The organism is Streptomyces sp. NPDC025651 (genome assembly GCF_055558735.1).
Map to the genome: position 1 here is coordinate 50941 of NZ_JBVHLZ010000016.1, position 15751 is coordinate 66691.

The window sequence follows — 15751 nt, forward strand, 5'->3', positions numbered from 1 at the left end:
CATGTCCTCGTACGGCGGCACCCGCTCCCTCGTCGAGCGTCTCGAAGGGTTTCGACTGCCCATCGGTGACCCGCTGTTCATCGTGCACGGCCGAGGCGTGGACGATGTCTTCATCGGTCGTGACTACCGAGGCCGGGGCATCGAGGAACTCCTGTGGGAGGTGCTGCACGAGGCCGGCTTCGCGCGCGTGGTCTTCTCGACGCTCTCCCGGCCGCTGTACTTCAGGGACACCCGGTCACGGGACCTCTCCCGACGCCGCATGCCGGTACGCACCACCGACCGCAAGGTGATGCGCCCCGAGTTCAGCGGGCCGCTGGGGCGGAGAATCCTGTCGGGGGCGGCGGCCGCCCCCACGCCCGAGGGGTCCGCGGGAAGCCCTGCCCCCGGGCCCGTGCCCTCACCCCCCACGCTGACCGACCAGCACCGGGTGATGATGCTCGACCACTTCATGCGGCAGACCGAGCACCGCACCGCGGTCGTCCTCACCCACGCCGAGGAGTCGTTGCGCTACGACCGGGCCGAGCGCACCCTCGCCGCGTCGCTCGCCCGATGGACCGAGCACGGCCACGACCGGAACCTCTGCGTCCTCATCTTCCGCAAGGACACCCTTGAGGAGGTGCGGCGGTTCGTCGCCGAACTGCGCTGCGTCCCCCGGCTGGAGAGCTATCTGCACGACCAGAGTCAGCGTTCCAGTGGGCGCGCGACCGCGGCAGTCGGTCATCCGCACGCGGCGGAGCTGGAACGGCTCGTCGATCTGGTGCGGATCAAGGCAGGGCTGGGCGTGGGTGATTGGCGCGGGCTGGCGCGCACCACCCGGGCCATGGCCGCCGAGCCGTTGCCGGCCTCGAACTGGGAGGCCCGGCTACGGCACCTGGCCAAGGAGAAGCGGCCGCTCGACCTGGCGGAACTGCGGCGTCGCCAGTGGGTCGGTGGCAACGCTGAGGACGACGGAAGCATCGCGGACCGCATCGACCGGATGGTCGGGCTCACCCCGGTCAAGGAGCACCTGGAGAACCTGCGCTGGCGGGCGACCACGGACACCGCGCTGCGGGCCCAGGGGCTCGGCGTCGCGGCCGAGGAAGGCTCACCGCATCTGATCTTCACGGGCAACCCCGGCACGGGCAAGACCACGGTCGCGCGCCTGGTCGGCGAGATCTACCGGGACTTGGGCCTGCTGGCCCGCGGTCACCTGGTCGAAGCCGAGGTGCCCGATCTGGTGGCCGGGGTGGTCGGCCAGACCGCGATCAGGACCAACGACACCGTGGACCGTGCCCTCGACGGGGTCCTGCTGGTCGACGAGGCATACCGGCTCAGCGACCAGGGCGGCCGCGGATTCGGCCAGGAAGCCATCGACACCCTGCTCAGCCGGATGGAGAACGACCGCGGCCGATTCCTGCTCGTCTTCGCCGGATACCCCGACAAGATGGAGGAGTTCCTGGACTCCAACCCCGGGCTGCGCAGCCGTGTTCCCCGCGCCAACGTCATCCACTTTCCCGACTACGAGCCGGACGAACTGCACGCCATCCTGCTCGGGCGGCTGCGTGCCCTGGGTCTGCGCTGGTCCGAGGAGCTGGAGGAACAGCTCCGTGAAGTGACGCACGGCCTGTACGCCACCCGCGACACGGGCTTCGGCAACGGTCGTGCGATGCGGGACCTCGCGGACGAGCTGAAGACACGGTGGGCGCGGCGCGTACGGGCCGTGGTCAGCGAACCCGTCGAGCCCGTGGACCTGCCCGACGGATACCGGGCGCACCTGCGCGGGCCGGTGCCCCGGGCCGACGAGCTTCTCGTCGCACTGGACGCCCTGGTGGGGCTCGACCCGGTGAAGAGGCTCATCCGGGACCTGGTGGGGCGGCTGAGGCTGCGGCAACGCCGTGGCGCCGGGTCCTTCGCGCCGCCCCATCTGCTGTTCGTCGGGCCGCCGGGGACAGGGAAGACCACGGTGGCGCGGCTCATCGGTGGCCTCTTCAAGGAGCTGGGGCTGCTGACGCGGGGGCACATGGTCGAGGTGACCCGGGCCGAACTCGTCGCGGGATACGTCGGGCAGACGGCGTCGAAGACGCAGAAGGCGGTACGGTCCGCTCTCGGCGGAGTGCTGTTCATCGACGAGGCGTACAGCCTCTCCACGGACGGGAACGGACAGGATTTCGGCAAGGAGGCCATCAACACCCTGAACCGCGAGATGGAGGAGCTGCACGGGCGGCTGGTCGTCATCGCCGCCGGCTACGCCGGACCGATGGACGGCTTCCTGGCCGAGAACGAAGGACTGCGCTCCCGGTTCACCGTACGGATCGTGTTCCCGCACTACTCCGGCCCCGAACTGGTCGAGATCCTGCGCCGGATGGCCCAGGAACAGGGGTACGCCCTTCCGGCGCCCACCGCCCTGCGGGCACAGCTCTGGCTCGAACGCCAACGCCGCGCGCACCCGAAGGACTTCGGCAACGGACGTACCGTGCGCGTCCTGCTGGACCGCATGGAGGCACGCCTCGCCCGTCGGCTCGACGGTGAGGAAGGGGCCGGTTCGGGCCCGCTCTCCCTCGCCCCGAAGGACGTGCCCGATGACGACGACTGACTTCGGCGCCGCGCACCCGGTCGAGGACGGCTGTCCCGTCTGCGCGGCCGTGATCGGCGACACGGCCGAGTGCCGCAACTGCCGCTGGCCGCTGAGCGGCGCCCCCCGACTCGGCCGCCTCACCCCGACCGTACGCCGCGCCTTCGACGAGCAGCTCTCGGCGGCCCGTCGCCGCATCGACCTCACGGCAGCCGCTCGCGCCTGCGGCGCGCCGCTCCACACCGACCTCGAACGTCTTGCCCGGCTACAGGTTCTCGTACGGGAAGGGCCGCCGCGGCCCGGAGAGCGGGACCAGGTGTTACGGCAACTGGAGGAGGAGCAGAGGGCGTTCGAGAGTCCTCTGCCCGGACTCCAGGAGCTGGTCGGCAGAACCCTCGACCGCGGGCCCGAGGCCGTCGTCGCCGAGATCACGGCGGAGGGGCTCACCGCCACCACGTTCTGCCGGGGCGAGCACGGCACGCCCGTCGAGCGGGCCGAGATCCGCGTCTGGAGCTGGAACGAACTGCTGCCGGCACTCCCCGAGGACCGGAACGCCGCGCTGTTCCTGCTCGCAGGCGGTGGCGGACGCCCGGCGGCGCAGCTCGTGCCACCCGTCGAAGTCGAGGGCGCGGCGGGACGGATCATTCTCGTGAACCGCCTGCCCGGCTGGACGGAGCCCGAACGCCTGGTCGCCCTGCTGGAAGAGCGGCTGCCCGAAGCCCCGTCCGTACGGTTGCCGGGCGGAGCAGGACCGCCGGGCACGCTGCGGCTTCCCCACGGGTGCACCGCCGCGGGCTGGCATCACGACGGTGACACCGTGCGGCTCGCGGGCGGTGGTTCCGACGGCTCGGTCCGTGTGTGGCGGCTGTGGTCCCCCGAGCCGGTCGCCGCCCAGTCCCTGCACCAGGGCCGGGTGACGGCTGTCGACCTCGCCGACGACGGCAGGTCGGTGGTGACCGGGGGCAAGGACGGGGCCGTTCGGTTCTGGTCGTTCGGCGGGTCGGGCCGGGAGCGGGTGCTGACCTGGCATCAAGGGTGGGTCGATGACGTACGGATCAGGGCGAACCTCGTGTTCAGCCTCGGCGACGACGGGCAGATCCGCAGATCCGCACCGTTCGGCGAACCCGGCGGCAGAGCCGCGCCCACCGTGTTCCCGCTGCGCGTCACCTGGTCGGCCGCCGCTCGGCTGGCGGTCACGTCCGATGCGAGGACTCTCGTGGCCGGCGGCTCCGACAGGGCCACCGTGTGGGACGCGTGGACCGGTGGCCAGGTCGACTCGGTGGCCACCGGCTGCGCCGTCACGGCGCTCGCACTGGATGTCGGCGACCGGCTGCTGGCCATCGGCTGCGCGGACGGCGGCATCCACGTACACGACCTGCGCGAGCGCGCCGCCCTGTTTCGGTGGACCGGCCGCGGGAGCCCGTTGCGGGCGCTGTCCTTCGGGCCGGGCGGGACCCTGGCCGCCGCCGACGACACCGGGCACATCCGGGTGCGTGACGCCGCGAGCGGTGAGTCCCGGGACCGGGCCGTCGGCGTGCACCCCCGCCCGGTGCGGAGCCTGGCCTTCAACACGCTCGGCGAACTGCTCAGCGCGGACGGCGACGGTCTCGTACGGGCCTGGCCACTGTCGCCGGGAACCTGACCCGCGCCGCACCCGCCCCCCCACTCGTCCAGCCCGAAAGGAGGGCGCCGTGAGTGAAGGATTTCTGACCTCGGCCTTCCGGCGCCAGCGGCCCCGGCTCGAAATGCGCCTCGAAGACCACATCGGCATGGACACCGCGACCGCCGCCCTGCGCGACGTACTGGAACGCCTCGAGGCGGAGGCCCGCGGGGCCGCGCGCCGCACGTCCGGCCAGAACGCCGGTCACGCACCTCAGGACACCGGACAGAGGCAGCTCGTCGCCGCCATCGACCTGCTGCGGGCCGCCGTCGTCGGCGCGCTGTCCGCCGTACGGGCCCCGGTGGTCCCGCCGCCCACGTATCGCCCGCCACCCGACCGCCGCTCCTTGCCGTCGCTCACGTCGTTCCTCGGGTTCGGCAGGGACGAGGAGGACGAGCGGGAGGCGGTGCGGCGGGCACGGGAGGAACGACGACGGCGTACTCCGCCGCGCCCCACCGCCCACACCCTCTCGTTGCTCGACCACGTCCAGGCCGCTGTGGAGGCCGCGGACCGGCTGCTGGAGGATGCACGGCCACTGCCTCCCGAGGAGGTCGTCCGTCCCTGGGACAGGGACTCCGAACTCCTGGCTCTCATACGGGACTTGATGGCGGCTCACGCCGAATGGGACGGAGAGCTCGCGCTGCGCCACATCGACCGGCTGCGCAAGAACCTCACGCTGCTGCACGGCATCAAGGTCGTGGACTACGACGGCACGAACGAGGGGCTGTTCAGCTTCGGCATCCACCAGGACCCGGACGAGCAACGCGTGGTGACGCTGCGACCAGCGCTGGTGGCGGCGGACGGCCGGGTCCTGCAACGAGGGGAGGTCCGGGAGCCCGCCGCGAAGCCATCGCCGCACGCTGTCGGGGAACCGGACGAAGAGAGCAAGGGGAGCGACGATGGCTGACCGGACCGCCACTGTGGTGGTGGGCTTCGATCTGGGGCACGGAGAGAGTGCCCTGTCCAAGACCCGTACCAACAACACGAAACAACCCGAAGTCATGGACATCGGCTCCACCGGAGGCGGTCGGCAGCACGTCACCGCGGTGGCGGAGCACCCCACCCGTGGTGTGCTGGTGGGCCGAGAAGCAGCGGACGCCCGCGGCGTCACGTGGTTCGATCTCGGCTTCAAGTCGCCCGAGGTCGACCGGGAGGAGGTGCGCCGCCCGATTCTCGCGTTCGTCGCCAAGGTCAGCGCGGACGCGATCGCCCGGGACAGCGAACTCGACGGAAGGTACCCCGTGCGGTGGGTGTTCGGTGCCCCTTCGGGCTGGAGCGCTGAGCTGCGCCGCGCCTACACGACCCTGCTGAAGTCCGCCGGGCTTCGGCATGTGGACGTGGTCTCGGAGTCCCGGGCCGCCATGCTGTACGCCCGGGAGTCCGACAAAGTGACCGTCAGCCGGGACCAGTTGGCGGGAAGCATGCTCGTCGTCGACATGGGTTCGTCCACCACCGACTTCACCCATGTCCTCAGGCGGCACGCGGGACCGCCCATCGACTCCGGCCTTCAGCTCGGCGCCGGACTCATCGACCGGACCATTCTCGAACGCCAGCTGCGGGGGCACCCGGAAAGCGAGGCCCTGGAGGAACTGCTGCACCACGACCGGCAGTTGCGACTGCGGCTGGAACTGCGGTGCCGGGAGGCGAAGGAAAGGTTCTTCCGCACCGACCCGGGAAGGTTCGCCGACGACCCGGATGCCACGGTCGGCGGGTACGAGAAGGTCCACATCGGCAAGAGGGCGTTCTTCCTGGAGATCGAGTTGAACGCCACGGAAATGGACGCCGTGCTGGACACTCCCCAGCCCAGCCTCCAGGGCCGTTCCTGGCGGCAGGCGTTCCGGGCCGCACTGGACGATGTCTCCGAACGCCTGCCTGAACGGCCGGACGCGGTGCTCCTGACTGGTGGCGCCTCCCGTATGCACTTCGTGCAGGAGCAGACGCGTGAGGTGTTCGGCGCGGACCGGGTGCTGATCGGACTGGAGCCCGAGGTGGCCATCGCCCAGGGGCTGGCCCTGGCCGGCCGGATGAGTCTGCGGGCGGCGGGTTTCCGCTCGGACATCCGCAAGCTCCTCAAGAGCGACCGGATCGGCTCCCTTGTGCAGGACCGGCTGCCCGCGCTGGGCGACAAGCTCGGTGAGGCGGTTGCGGACGGGATGACCGAACGCCATGTGATCCCTTCCTTCCGGCGCTGGAGGGCGGGGGAGATCGCGACGCTCAACGACATGGCGTCGGGCATCACCACGGCACTGCACGCCGAGCTGACCGATCCCGACAATCCGCGGCTCAAGCAGGTGATCTCCGACTGGCAGAACGAACTGCGTCCGGATCTGGAGGAGTTGACCAGGCCCATCTGCCGGCGCTGGCACATCCCGCCGTCCGCGATGGCACTGCCCACGGTGGCGGTGAGCGGCGGAAAGCTGGAGGTGCCGTTCGACGCGGCCGCCGCCACGGAGGTTCTGGACAACATCGCCAAGGTCATGAACGTCCTGGTCGCAGGGGTGATCGCCACGACCCTCTTCGGGGCCGGCACGGCCATCCTCGCCGCGACCGGACCCTTCGCCGTCCTGGTCGCCTTCGCCGTGGTGTGGGCGGGGCTGCATGGAGGCAGGGAGGCCGCGATGGACAGGGCGCGGGAGGCCAATATCCCTTTGCTGATGCGCAGGGTGGGGGGCGAGGACCGGCTCATCACGAAGCTGCGACAGAGCGCGGGGTCCCAAGAGGCCCAGCTGGCGCAGGCGTTCAGTGCGCAGTTCCTGGATGACGGGGGGCAGCAGCTGATGAACGAGATAGCGAAGGGCATCGCCGAGGACCTCGACGCGCTCGCCGAGTCGGCGGAGCTGCTCATCTCGTGATCGCTGCTCGGTCGCCTCCCGGGCGCTCCTCGGTCGCTTCTCGACCGTGACGCTCAGCCTGCCGGACGCCCGGACGGATCCTCGTCGTTCCAGCCGACGACGGCCCGTCCGGGGCCGTCCTTCCCGTCCCGCAGCTCCAAGGCGTCACGCAGCACCGCGTCGACCTCGCGCAGCCGCTCCTTGACGCCGTCGATCAGCGCCCCGGCGCGCTCGGCGGCGGTGCGGTCCTCGCCGTCGGCCCCGTCGGGGTCCGCGAATGCGGCCAGGGCCTCGACGAGCCGCCGGTCGGCCCGGACATGCGCATCCACTTCGGCCAGCCGCACCTCGTGCTCCCTGCGTACCAGGGCCAGCCCCGCCGACACCGCGGCCAGCTTCTCCTCGGCGCCCGCGAGCGCCGCCTCGGCAGCGGCGAGCTCCGCCTGCTCGCGTGCGGCCCGCTCCAGGGCCGTACGTACGTCAGGGGCCAGCCGGGACAGCCGCTCCTGGGTCAGCCTGAGCAACTCGCCGCCGCTGTTCTCCACGGCCCGCTCGGTGCCGTTCGCATGTTCCCGCAGCACGAGGACTCGCCGCTCGACGGCCTCCCGCTGCCCCTCGATCTCGTCCAACACCTCGACCAGGCGCTCCAGGCGGCGCAGCTCGGTGACTTGTGCCCGCAACTCTTCGTGCTCCGCGAGCCGGGCCCGAAGGTCCTTCTCGCCGGCGGCCACCACGTCCAGTGTCCGCCTGCAGTCGGCGATCCGTCGCCGCGCCTCGGCGAGCTCCCGCTGCCGGCCGTCGAGATACCCTTCCACGTCAGGACCCGGCTCCGCGGCTCGCAGCAGCCCGGGTGCGGCCGTCGCGAGCGGTCCCGCCTCGGTGAGCGCGTCGTCGAGGAGGAACACCGCCTCCACCGCCTCCACCGCGTTTGCCGACGTCGCAAGCCGTCCCACGGCCGCCACCGACCACACCAGGGACCAGCGCAGCGCGATCAGCGCACTGCGATCGTCCACGCCTTCCAGCGCCTGGGCCAGCCGTTCCTTCGCTTCCCGCTCTTCCTCGCTCAAGGGGCTCACTGTGCTCTCTCCGTCGTCTTCGCGTCGAGCGGTACGAGGACGGACTCCCCGCCCTCCACGGGCCGAAGCGCCAGTACTCCGAGGCCGTTCCTCTGTGAATGCAGGCCCAGCCGACAGCTCCCCTCGGGCAGCGGCGGGTGCGGCACGTCGAGGGCCCGGTGCGGCCCCTTCCCGGACTCCTGTACGTCGATCCCCAGCCGGAAATCTCCCGGGCACGGCACATCGACGGTCAGGGGACCCTCCTGGTCCGTCACGGTCAAGGGCACCGGCTCACCCGCCACCGTGAGCGGAATGTGCGCCTCCATCAGCCTTCCCCGGTGCAGCCTGTGCACGGCGAGGTTCACCGAGTGCCGGGCGACGTCGGACACCCGTACTGCCCCACGGGCGATCAGCAGCGCTCCGCGCGCCGCGGCATGGGGTTCGAGCACCTCCGCGTGCCGCGACGCGGGGCCTTCGAGCACCTCACGTACGGCATCGAGGGCCAGGGGGTGAGACGTCAGGTCACCGCCCATCAGGACTCGGTGGGGTGCGTCCCGGTCGTACGCAAGGCCCTGGGCCGCTGTCTTGAGGTCGGCCTCAAGGCGTGCGAAGCCGCTGATGACGGCTCCCGCCGTGAGGGTCCCGGCACCTTCCCCGGTCTCGTCCGGGTACATGGGAGCCGCTCGATAGCGCGACACGGCCCGTGCCCGGGCCAGCAACAGCTCGGCTCTGCGGCGCCGTTCGGGACCCGACGACGCGTGGAGCCCTGCACACTCGGCAAGATCGACCAGTTCGCCGGGTGCGGGGGAGCTCGTGGCGCCGAGCGGTTCCACGGTGGTCCCGCGGAGGCGGCACAGTCCGACGCCAACCCCGTCCGTGGCGATGTGGAACACCAGCCAGTCGGTGTTCCCGCCGACCGGCCCGCGGTGCGCCGCGGAGGCGACGGCAGCGGCCGACCGGGGGACGAACTGCCGCGGTGGCGCACCGAGTTCGGAGCACACGTGCCGGTGCAGCGCCTCGCGCCGCGGTGCACCCTCCCGGTCCACGTCGAACCAGTCGTCGGGAACGGCGAGCACAAGCCCCTCGACGTCCTCGCTCCCGTCCCGCGCCCGGCGCAGATACTCCCCGGGATCGTGCGGCGCGAACCGCGACAGGCGGTCGCCGTCCGCGTCGCTCACCACGACTCCCGCGCCTATGTCCATACCCACGAACACGGTCCACCGCCCGCCCGCGCAGTCACGATGCGTCGAGCTCTCCAGGCTAGTCCATGCCCGTCAACTCGCGTACGTCTCACGACAGATGACGCTATTTCAGAATCGTTCGCGAAGGGTTGGGACTACACTTGAGGACCGGTTCGGGCGAACGGGGGCGGGCGCATGAGCGATCTGGTGCGGTTCGAAACGCGGGACGGCTCGGCGATGGTGGTGGAGGTCGAGGACACGTCGCCGGGACTGGAGAACGTCTCGCGTGGCGACAGCGGTGTACTGGAGGCCGCCGGCCGCCTGGACCAGATCCTCTCCGGTGCGAGGCCGACCATCGAGGCCGTGCTCGAAATGCTGCGGCAGCTGCTCCCCGACGAGTACGAGGTCGAGTTCGGCATCAAGCTCAACGCCGAGGCGGGAGTGGTGGTCGCCAAGACCGCCAGCGAGGGCCACTTCAACGTGAGACTCGCCTGGAAGCGCCCCGTGAACCCGGCCAGCGACGTCGCCGCCACCGAAACCGCGCCGGGGTGATCCGCCGTGGTGCTCTGGGAGAAGGCGCCCTGGTTGGTGAGTGTCCGCCGGCTCCACGACCGGCCGCCCAACGGGGCGGGCGTCCTGGTGACGGACCGTCATGTGCTGACCTGTGCCCATGTGACGATCGCCGACAAGCGGTGGCAGCCACCCGAGGGACCCGTCTTCGTGCAGTTCCAGCACGACGAGACACGCACGCTGTTGCGCGCCGTGGTCGTCGAGGGCGGCTGGCACCCGCAGGACAGCGTCCTGCGCACGGGGGACCTGGCCGTCCTGGAACTACTGGACCCACTGCCGGAGTCGGCCCGCACCGCACCACTGGTCTCCGCCCAAGGCAAACTGTGGAAGCACGAGTTCCATGTGTACGGGTATCCCGAAGGAGACCACAAGACCGGAGGCGTCTCCGCGAGCGGCGTGATCCAGGGCCGCGCGGCGACGGACTGGATCCAGCTGGAGGCGGCGTCCGAGCGCGGCCACACCCTGGCACCCGGCTTCTCCGGTACGCCGGTGTGGGACATCACCCTCGGAGGCGTCATCGGAATCGTCGCCGCCCGGGACAGGCCGGGCGAGCGGCATGACCCCAGGACGGGGTTCGCGATTCCCGTCGACGCGCTCGCCGGGTTCTGGCCGCCCCTGCGCGAGTTGATTCGACAGCCCGTGGCGGAGGACCGCCGCGCCAGAGTCGAAGCGCTGCTCGCCCTGCCGCTGCGCCCGGACGGAGAACTGCCCAGGGTCAGGGACGTTCCCATCTACGACATCGGGGTGACGCGGTCGAAGGACCTCGCGCGCGACCCGAATCCACCGTACGTGCCCCGCCGACGGGAGGACCGACAGCTCGACGAGGCCCTGGAGACCCAGCCCTTCATCCTCCTGGCCGGGGACTCCAAGGCCGGAAAGTCCCGCACCCTCATCGAACTGCTGCGCCGCCGACTGCCGGACGCCCGGCTCATCGTGCCCAAGGACACCCCGTCCGCCCCCGGCGAGCTCGCTCAGCTGCTGCCCCTGCCCACAGGGCAGGACCCGGCCGTGCTCTGGCTCGACGACATCCAGGACTATCTACGCCCCGGTGGTGTCGACCTGAAGGTCCTCGAGGCCTTCGCCCGGCACCAGCCGCCGGTCACCGTGGTCGCCACCATCACCTCCAAGGCGTACAGCAGGCTCAGGGCCCCCAAGGGCGAGGTGAACCGTGCGGCGGGCCAGGTGCTGAGGGTCGAGCCGATCGTCCTCAACCGGCTGCTGCGCAAAGAGGACCGTGCCGAGGCGCAGCGCCGGTACCCGCACGAGGACTTCACCGACCGCGGCATCGGTGAGCAGATGGTCGCCGCGCCCCTCATCGAGGGCCGGTTCAACGGAGGCCGGGAGGAGTGCCCGGAAGGCTGGGCGGTGGTGCGTGCCGCCGTCGACTGGCAGCGCATGGGCTGCGAGGCACCGCTGACCGAGACCGCCCTGCGGGAGCTGTTCGTCCCCTATCTCGCCGCAGGACCGAGCCACCGGGCCGCGACGGACACGGCCTTCAGTGCCGGGGTGGACTGGGCCACCGAGACGGTCGCCGGAAGCATCGCCCTGCTCAGGGAGTACGCGGCCCAGGGGGAGTGCCATTACCAGGCGTTCCCCTATCTTCCGGGCTACGTCGACGGCCGGGGCGATCCCGAGACGGCCGCGGTCCCGGACTTCGCTTGGGGCCTCGCGATGCGGCACCTCCCGCCGAACGACCTTCTCGGCATCGCCTTCGCCGCGTTCACCCGCGAGGAACCGGACGTCGCCGTGGACGCGCTGGAACGGGCCCACTCCAGCGACACGGCCCCTTCGGTCACGGCCTGGGCCGCTCTGATCCTGGGGGACGCCGCACTGCGACGGCAGGAAATGCCGCGTGCCAAAGAGCTGTTCGAGGAGGCCCTCCGCTCGGATTCACCGGACGTGGTGCCGTTGGCACAGGTGAACCTGGCCGGCCTGCTGCACCTGCTCGGAGACAATGACGGCGCCCTGGAGATACTCGAACAGGCCCTCGCGTCCGGCGATCCACAGGCCGTTCCCCTGGCTCAGGCCTCTCTCGGAGGGCTGCTCATCAACCAGGGCGAACTCGACCGCGCACGCGAACTCCTGGAATCCGCGATGCGGGCGAGCGACCCGCAGATCGCCCCCCTCGCCGCTGCGAACCTGGCCGGACTGATCGTGCAGCGCGGCGAGTTGGCCGGAGCGCAGCTGCCGTCCCAGAGCAAGCTCGCCCCCTCCGCGCCCGCCCTAGTCCAGAGCCGTACGGGGCAGGCGGCCGGCGGACCGCTGAGCCTCCCGCGCGCGGTCCGCGAATCGGCCGTCTCCCAAGCCGTGCCACTCGCACAGGCCAACCTGGCCGCGCTCCTGATAGACACCGGCGAGCTGGAACGCGCGGGTGAGCTGCTCCGGTCCGCCATCGCCTCCGCCAACCCCATGGTGGTTCCGCTGGCCCAGGCGAGTCTGGGCGCGCTCTTCATCCAGCAGGGCGATCTCGCCCAGGCTCGGGACCCCCTCCGTTCCGCGGCGGACTCCGACAACCCCTTCGCCTCACAGCACGCCCACGTGACCCTCGGCTGGCTGCTGTACCTGAGCGATGAGCTGGCGGAGGCCAAGGAGACCCTGGAACGTGCCCTCGGGTTCAGCAACCCGGAAGCGGTGTTGCGCGCCCGCTACCTGCTGGGCCTCATACGGGCGACCGAGGGCGACTTCGCGGCCGCTGCCGAGATGCTCCAGGCGGCGGCCGAATCCCGACACCCTGTGTGGGCCCCGCTCGCCCGTGTCGACCAGGGCGCCTGCTGGGCCGAGACCGGCGACTACGAGCAAGCGCGCACCGCGCTGACCGAGATCGCCCGGTCCGGACATCCCGAGCAGGCGCCGCGCGCCGCCGATCTCCTCGGCGACGTTCTGACGGCTCAAGCGGAGTGGGAGGAGGCCGAGCGGGCGTACCAGAAGGCGATCGATTCCGGGCACCCCGTGTGGGCCTCCATCGCCCGTATGGACCTCGCGATACTGCTGACCGCGCTCGACGACGAACGGGGGCTCGCCCTGCTCGCCTCGATCGCGGGCTCCGACGACGCCGCAGGGGCTCCCAGGGCCGGGGCCCTGCTGGGCGATGCGCTGGCCGCCCGAGGTGACTGGGAAGGGGCGGAAGCCGCGTATCGCAAGGCGATCGATTCCCGGCACGAGCAGTGGGCGGGTACCGCACGCGTGGACCTCGCGCTGATGCTCGCCGACATCGGCGAGATCGAGCGTGCCGAGGAGCTGCTGGCCGAGGAGGCGGAGACGGGGTCGGCACTCGCCGAGACGGCCCGCTCCTTCCACGGCATGCTGATCATTCACCGGGGGGATGTCGACAGGGGCCGGGAACTCCTCGAACAGGCCGTGAGATCGGACTCGGCCGAGGCCGTGGACCTGGCGAGCATCGGCCTGGCAAGGCTGGCCGCAGACGAAGGCCAGGTGGACGAGGCGGCCGCGCGTTTCGACGCGGTGCTGGGCTCCCGGAGCAAAGTGGCTGCGGAGATGGCGCCACTGGCCCGTGCCCATCTGGGAGCGCTGCGGCTGCGCCGGGGCGAGGTGGACCGGGCGCTGGAGGTGGTCGTCGGCGAAACGGCAGCCTCGGGCCGCCCCACCGAGGTTGCCACGGCTCTGGTGGACCAGGGCGAGTACCTGCTTGACGCCGGGGACAGCTCGGTCGCCCAGCTCTATCTGCGCGCCGCGCTGGAGACGTACGACCCCGGGACGGCGCCCAGGGCCCGTTGCCTGCTCGGCGTCGCCCTGCTCGCCGAGCACGATCTGGAGGGCGCACGGGAGACTCTGGCGGAAGCACTGGCCACCGGGGACTCCGCGACCGAACCTCGGGTCAGGCGCTACCTCGGCAGCGCACTGGCCCAGCTCCACCGCTGGTCGGAGGCGCGGACGGTGCTGCTTCCACTGGCCCGCACCGACGGGGACCCCGAGGACGGGGACCGGGCCCAGGCGCTCGTCGTTCTCGGCCACTTGGCCGTGCTGGAGGGGAGGCTGGAAGAAGCGCGGGAACACCTCGGGAGGGCCTCCGCTTCGAGCGACCCGGATGCCAGGGCCAGAGCTCTGGCGGCGCTGCGGGACGCAGGGCTTCCGACCGAACGGCGAGTACCGGCGCCCGCGCCGCCACCGGCCGCCGGATCCCGCGGCATCCCCGCACCCGAACTCCCGGCACTCCCTTCGGGGACCTCCGCGGACATGACCGCGGTACCGGAGGATCCGGTGCCGGCCAGGAAGGCTCGCCTCCACGACCTTCCGCCCGCCCTGCTCGTCCTCCTGGGGCGCGCCGCCGAAGGCGAGGGGCTGCCCGGCGAAGCTCGTTACTGGTTCGAGAAGGCCATCGCCGTGGCCGACCCGGGTACGGACGACACCGTCCGCGCCCGCGCGGAGCTGCTCCTCACCGCACTGCGCACCGAAGAGGTCGAGGACGAAGCGGGTTCCTCTCCTCCTGAGGAAACTGTGGCTGAATGAGTGTGGCTGAATGAGGCGGGCATCCAGTGGGATACACCGTCTCTCCCCCCTGCGGCTTCCTCATCTGTCCCGTGGCTGCCGGAAGTGCGCCTTCCTCTGCCGGGCCCACCGGCAGCGGCCTACGCTTCTTCACCACCGTCCAGAGGAGGTCGGGCATGGCAGGAGACCTGGCATGGGAGGAGCGCGTCGTCCAGGCGGACGAGGCCCCGGCGCGAGTGCCGGTACTGCACTCGTACGGGAGGCTGCACGTCGTCCGTGACGAACAGGGCGTCGCAGACGCACTGGAGACTGGTACGGCCGCCGAGGTGCAGACAGCTGGGCTGGACGAGAACGAACGGCTGGGGCTGCGCGCGTTCCAGCTGCGCGAGTCCGACGCGTACCGGCAGGCCAAGGCCGAGCGGCAGGGCGAAGGGCTCTCGTGGGACATGCCAGGGGCGTGCACCGAGGTCATGCCCGCGCACGACGCCGCCGCGGCCCGGTCGGCCCTGGAAGCCGAGGCACTGGCTCCGACCAGCGCCTTCTTGGAGGGCAGCGTCGCCGTCGGCATCGTCATCGTCGAAGGACCCACCGCAGACCTGCAATTCAGCGAGGCCGAGCGCACCAAGGTCGTAGCGGAGGTGCAGAACGGTCTGGGCTTCTACGCCGGGTCCAACCCGCAGGCGGAGATCGCTTTCCGCTACGACATCCGCGTCGTCCGCGTCGATGTTCCAGCCGATCCGAATGCGGGGGACCTCGAAGGGCACTGGCGCGATCCGGCGCTGACGGCCCTCGGCTATTCCGCCGGGGCGGGCGGAGTTCTTCGCTACATCGAGGACAACCGCGAACGCTTCGGTACCCGCTGGACTTATGCGGGATTCTTCACCAAGTACCCCCTCCACCACTTCGCGTACGCCTTCCTGGGCGGGCCGTACCTCGTGATGCAGTACGCCAACGACGGCTGGGGGCCGGACAACATCGACCGGGTCTTCGCGCACGAGACCGGCCACATTTTCAACTGCCCGGACGAGTACGGGAGCAGCAAGTGCGACTGCGGCGGGAGTTTCGGCCGCTACCGCGTGCCCAACGCCAACTGCGAGAACTGCGCGGCGGGTGGCGGTGTGCCCTGCCTGATGAAGGCCAATACCTTCGCTCTGTGCTGGTTCACGCCGAGCCACCTGGGCTGGGCGACCGGGCTGCGCGGTAATCCCTCGTTGCGGCAGAGCAGGTTCGGCAGCAAGGGGAACTTCGAGGTCGCCGTTCCCTCGCGCTTCGCCGGCATCAACCTGCTGTTCCGCAACAATGACGTCTCCCAGCTGCCCTGGGAGGCCCCTGGCCAGGTCGGCCAGTCCCTCGGCCCCGTCGACGGTGTGTCGTTGATCCAGAGCAATTTCGGGTCGCCGGGCAATCTGGAGTTGGCGGCGACGGCCGGCGGTGACTTGTATGTGTTCTGGCGGGACTCG

General features: G+C 71.1%; 9 protein-coding genes. 7 read left to right on the forward strand and 2 right to left on the reverse strand.

Translation table 11 applies throughout. From position 1 onward, the window contains the following. The first annotated feature begins 1 nt into the window (after position 1). From ACZ4D5_RS38700 to ACZ4D5_RS38715, 4 genes are read left to right on the forward strand one after another with little or no spacing between them, the layout of a single operon-like run. Positions 2–2572, forward strand: a complete 2571-nt coding sequence (locus ACZ4D5_RS38700) for an AAA family ATPase (RefSeq protein WP_467777173.1) — start codon at positions 2–4, stop codon at positions 2570–2572. Next, the gene (locus ACZ4D5_RS38705; RefSeq protein WP_467777174.1) at positions 2559–4193 is read left to right on the forward strand and encodes a WD40 repeat domain-containing protein; all 1635 of its coding nucleotides are present in this window, start codon (positions 2559–2561) and stop codon (positions 4191–4193) included. Before ACZ4D5_RS38700 ends, ACZ4D5_RS38705 begins: the two co-directional genes overlap by 14 nt. Positions 4194–4242: 49 nt before the next feature. Beyond that, positions 4243–5118: a hypothetical protein gene (locus ACZ4D5_RS38710; RefSeq protein WP_467777175.1), complete on the forward strand. Its 876-nt coding sequence runs from the start codon at positions 4243–4245 to the stop codon at positions 5116–5118. After that, entirely contained in the window at positions 5111–7063 is a 1953-nt protein-coding gene (locus ACZ4D5_RS38715) for an Hsp70 family protein (protein ID WP_467777176.1), read from the forward strand. The genes ACZ4D5_RS38710 and ACZ4D5_RS38715 overlap by 8 nt, the downstream gene beginning before the upstream one ends. 53 nt (positions 7064–7116) lie before the next feature. Here the strand turns inward: ACZ4D5_RS38715 and ACZ4D5_RS38720 are convergent, their stop codons facing one another. Then, positions 7117–8106, reverse strand: coding sequence for a hypothetical protein (locus tag ACZ4D5_RS38720; protein WP_467777177.1), 990 nt, complete (start codon positions 8104–8106; stop codon positions 7117–7119). A gap of 5 nt (positions 8107–8111) precedes the next feature. Further along, positions 8112–9302: a hypothetical protein gene (locus ACZ4D5_RS38725; protein ID WP_467777178.1), complete on the reverse strand. Its 1191-nt coding sequence runs from the start codon at positions 9300–9302 to the stop codon at positions 8112–8114. A 168-nt stretch (positions 9303–9470) separates the two neighbouring features. Between ACZ4D5_RS38725 and ACZ4D5_RS38730 the strand changes: the two genes are divergently transcribed. The 3 genes from ACZ4D5_RS38730 to ACZ4D5_RS38740 all read left to right on the forward strand — a co-directional run. Beyond that, the gene (locus ACZ4D5_RS38730) at positions 9471–9827 is read left to right on the forward strand and encodes a CU044_2847 family protein (protein ID WP_467777179.1); all 357 of its coding nucleotides are present in this window, start codon (positions 9471–9473) and stop codon (positions 9825–9827) included. Between the two features lie 36 nt (positions 9828–9863). Further along, on the forward strand, positions 9864–14312 hold the full coding sequence (locus tag ACZ4D5_RS38735; RefSeq protein ID WP_467777180.1) for a tetratricopeptide repeat protein: 4449 nt from the start codon (positions 9864–9866) through the stop codon (positions 14310–14312). Between the two features lie 71 nt (positions 14313–14383). Further along, a partial coding sequence (locus ACZ4D5_RS38740) for a hypothetical protein (protein WP_467777181.1) occupies positions 14384–15751 on the forward strand: 1368 nt, incomplete at its 3' end.

What these genes read in the sequence shown, in the direction of transcription:
- ACZ4D5_RS38700 (WP_467777173.1), top strand. Translation starts at nt 2, where the DNA reads ATGTCCTCGTACGGCGGCACCCGCTCCCTCGTCGAGCGTCTCGAAGGG.
- ACZ4D5_RS38730 (WP_467777179.1), top strand. Translation starts at nt 9,471, where the DNA reads ATGAGCGATCTGGTGCGGTTCGAAACGCGGGACGGCTCGGCGATGGTG.
- ACZ4D5_RS38715 (WP_467777176.1), top strand. Translation starts at nt 5,111, where the DNA reads ATGGCTGACCGGACCGCCACTGTGGTGGTGGGCTTCGATCTGGGGCAC.
- ACZ4D5_RS38705 (WP_467777174.1), top strand. Translation starts at nt 2,559, where the DNA reads ATGACGACGACTGACTTCGGCGCCGCGCACCCGGTCGAGGACGGCTGT.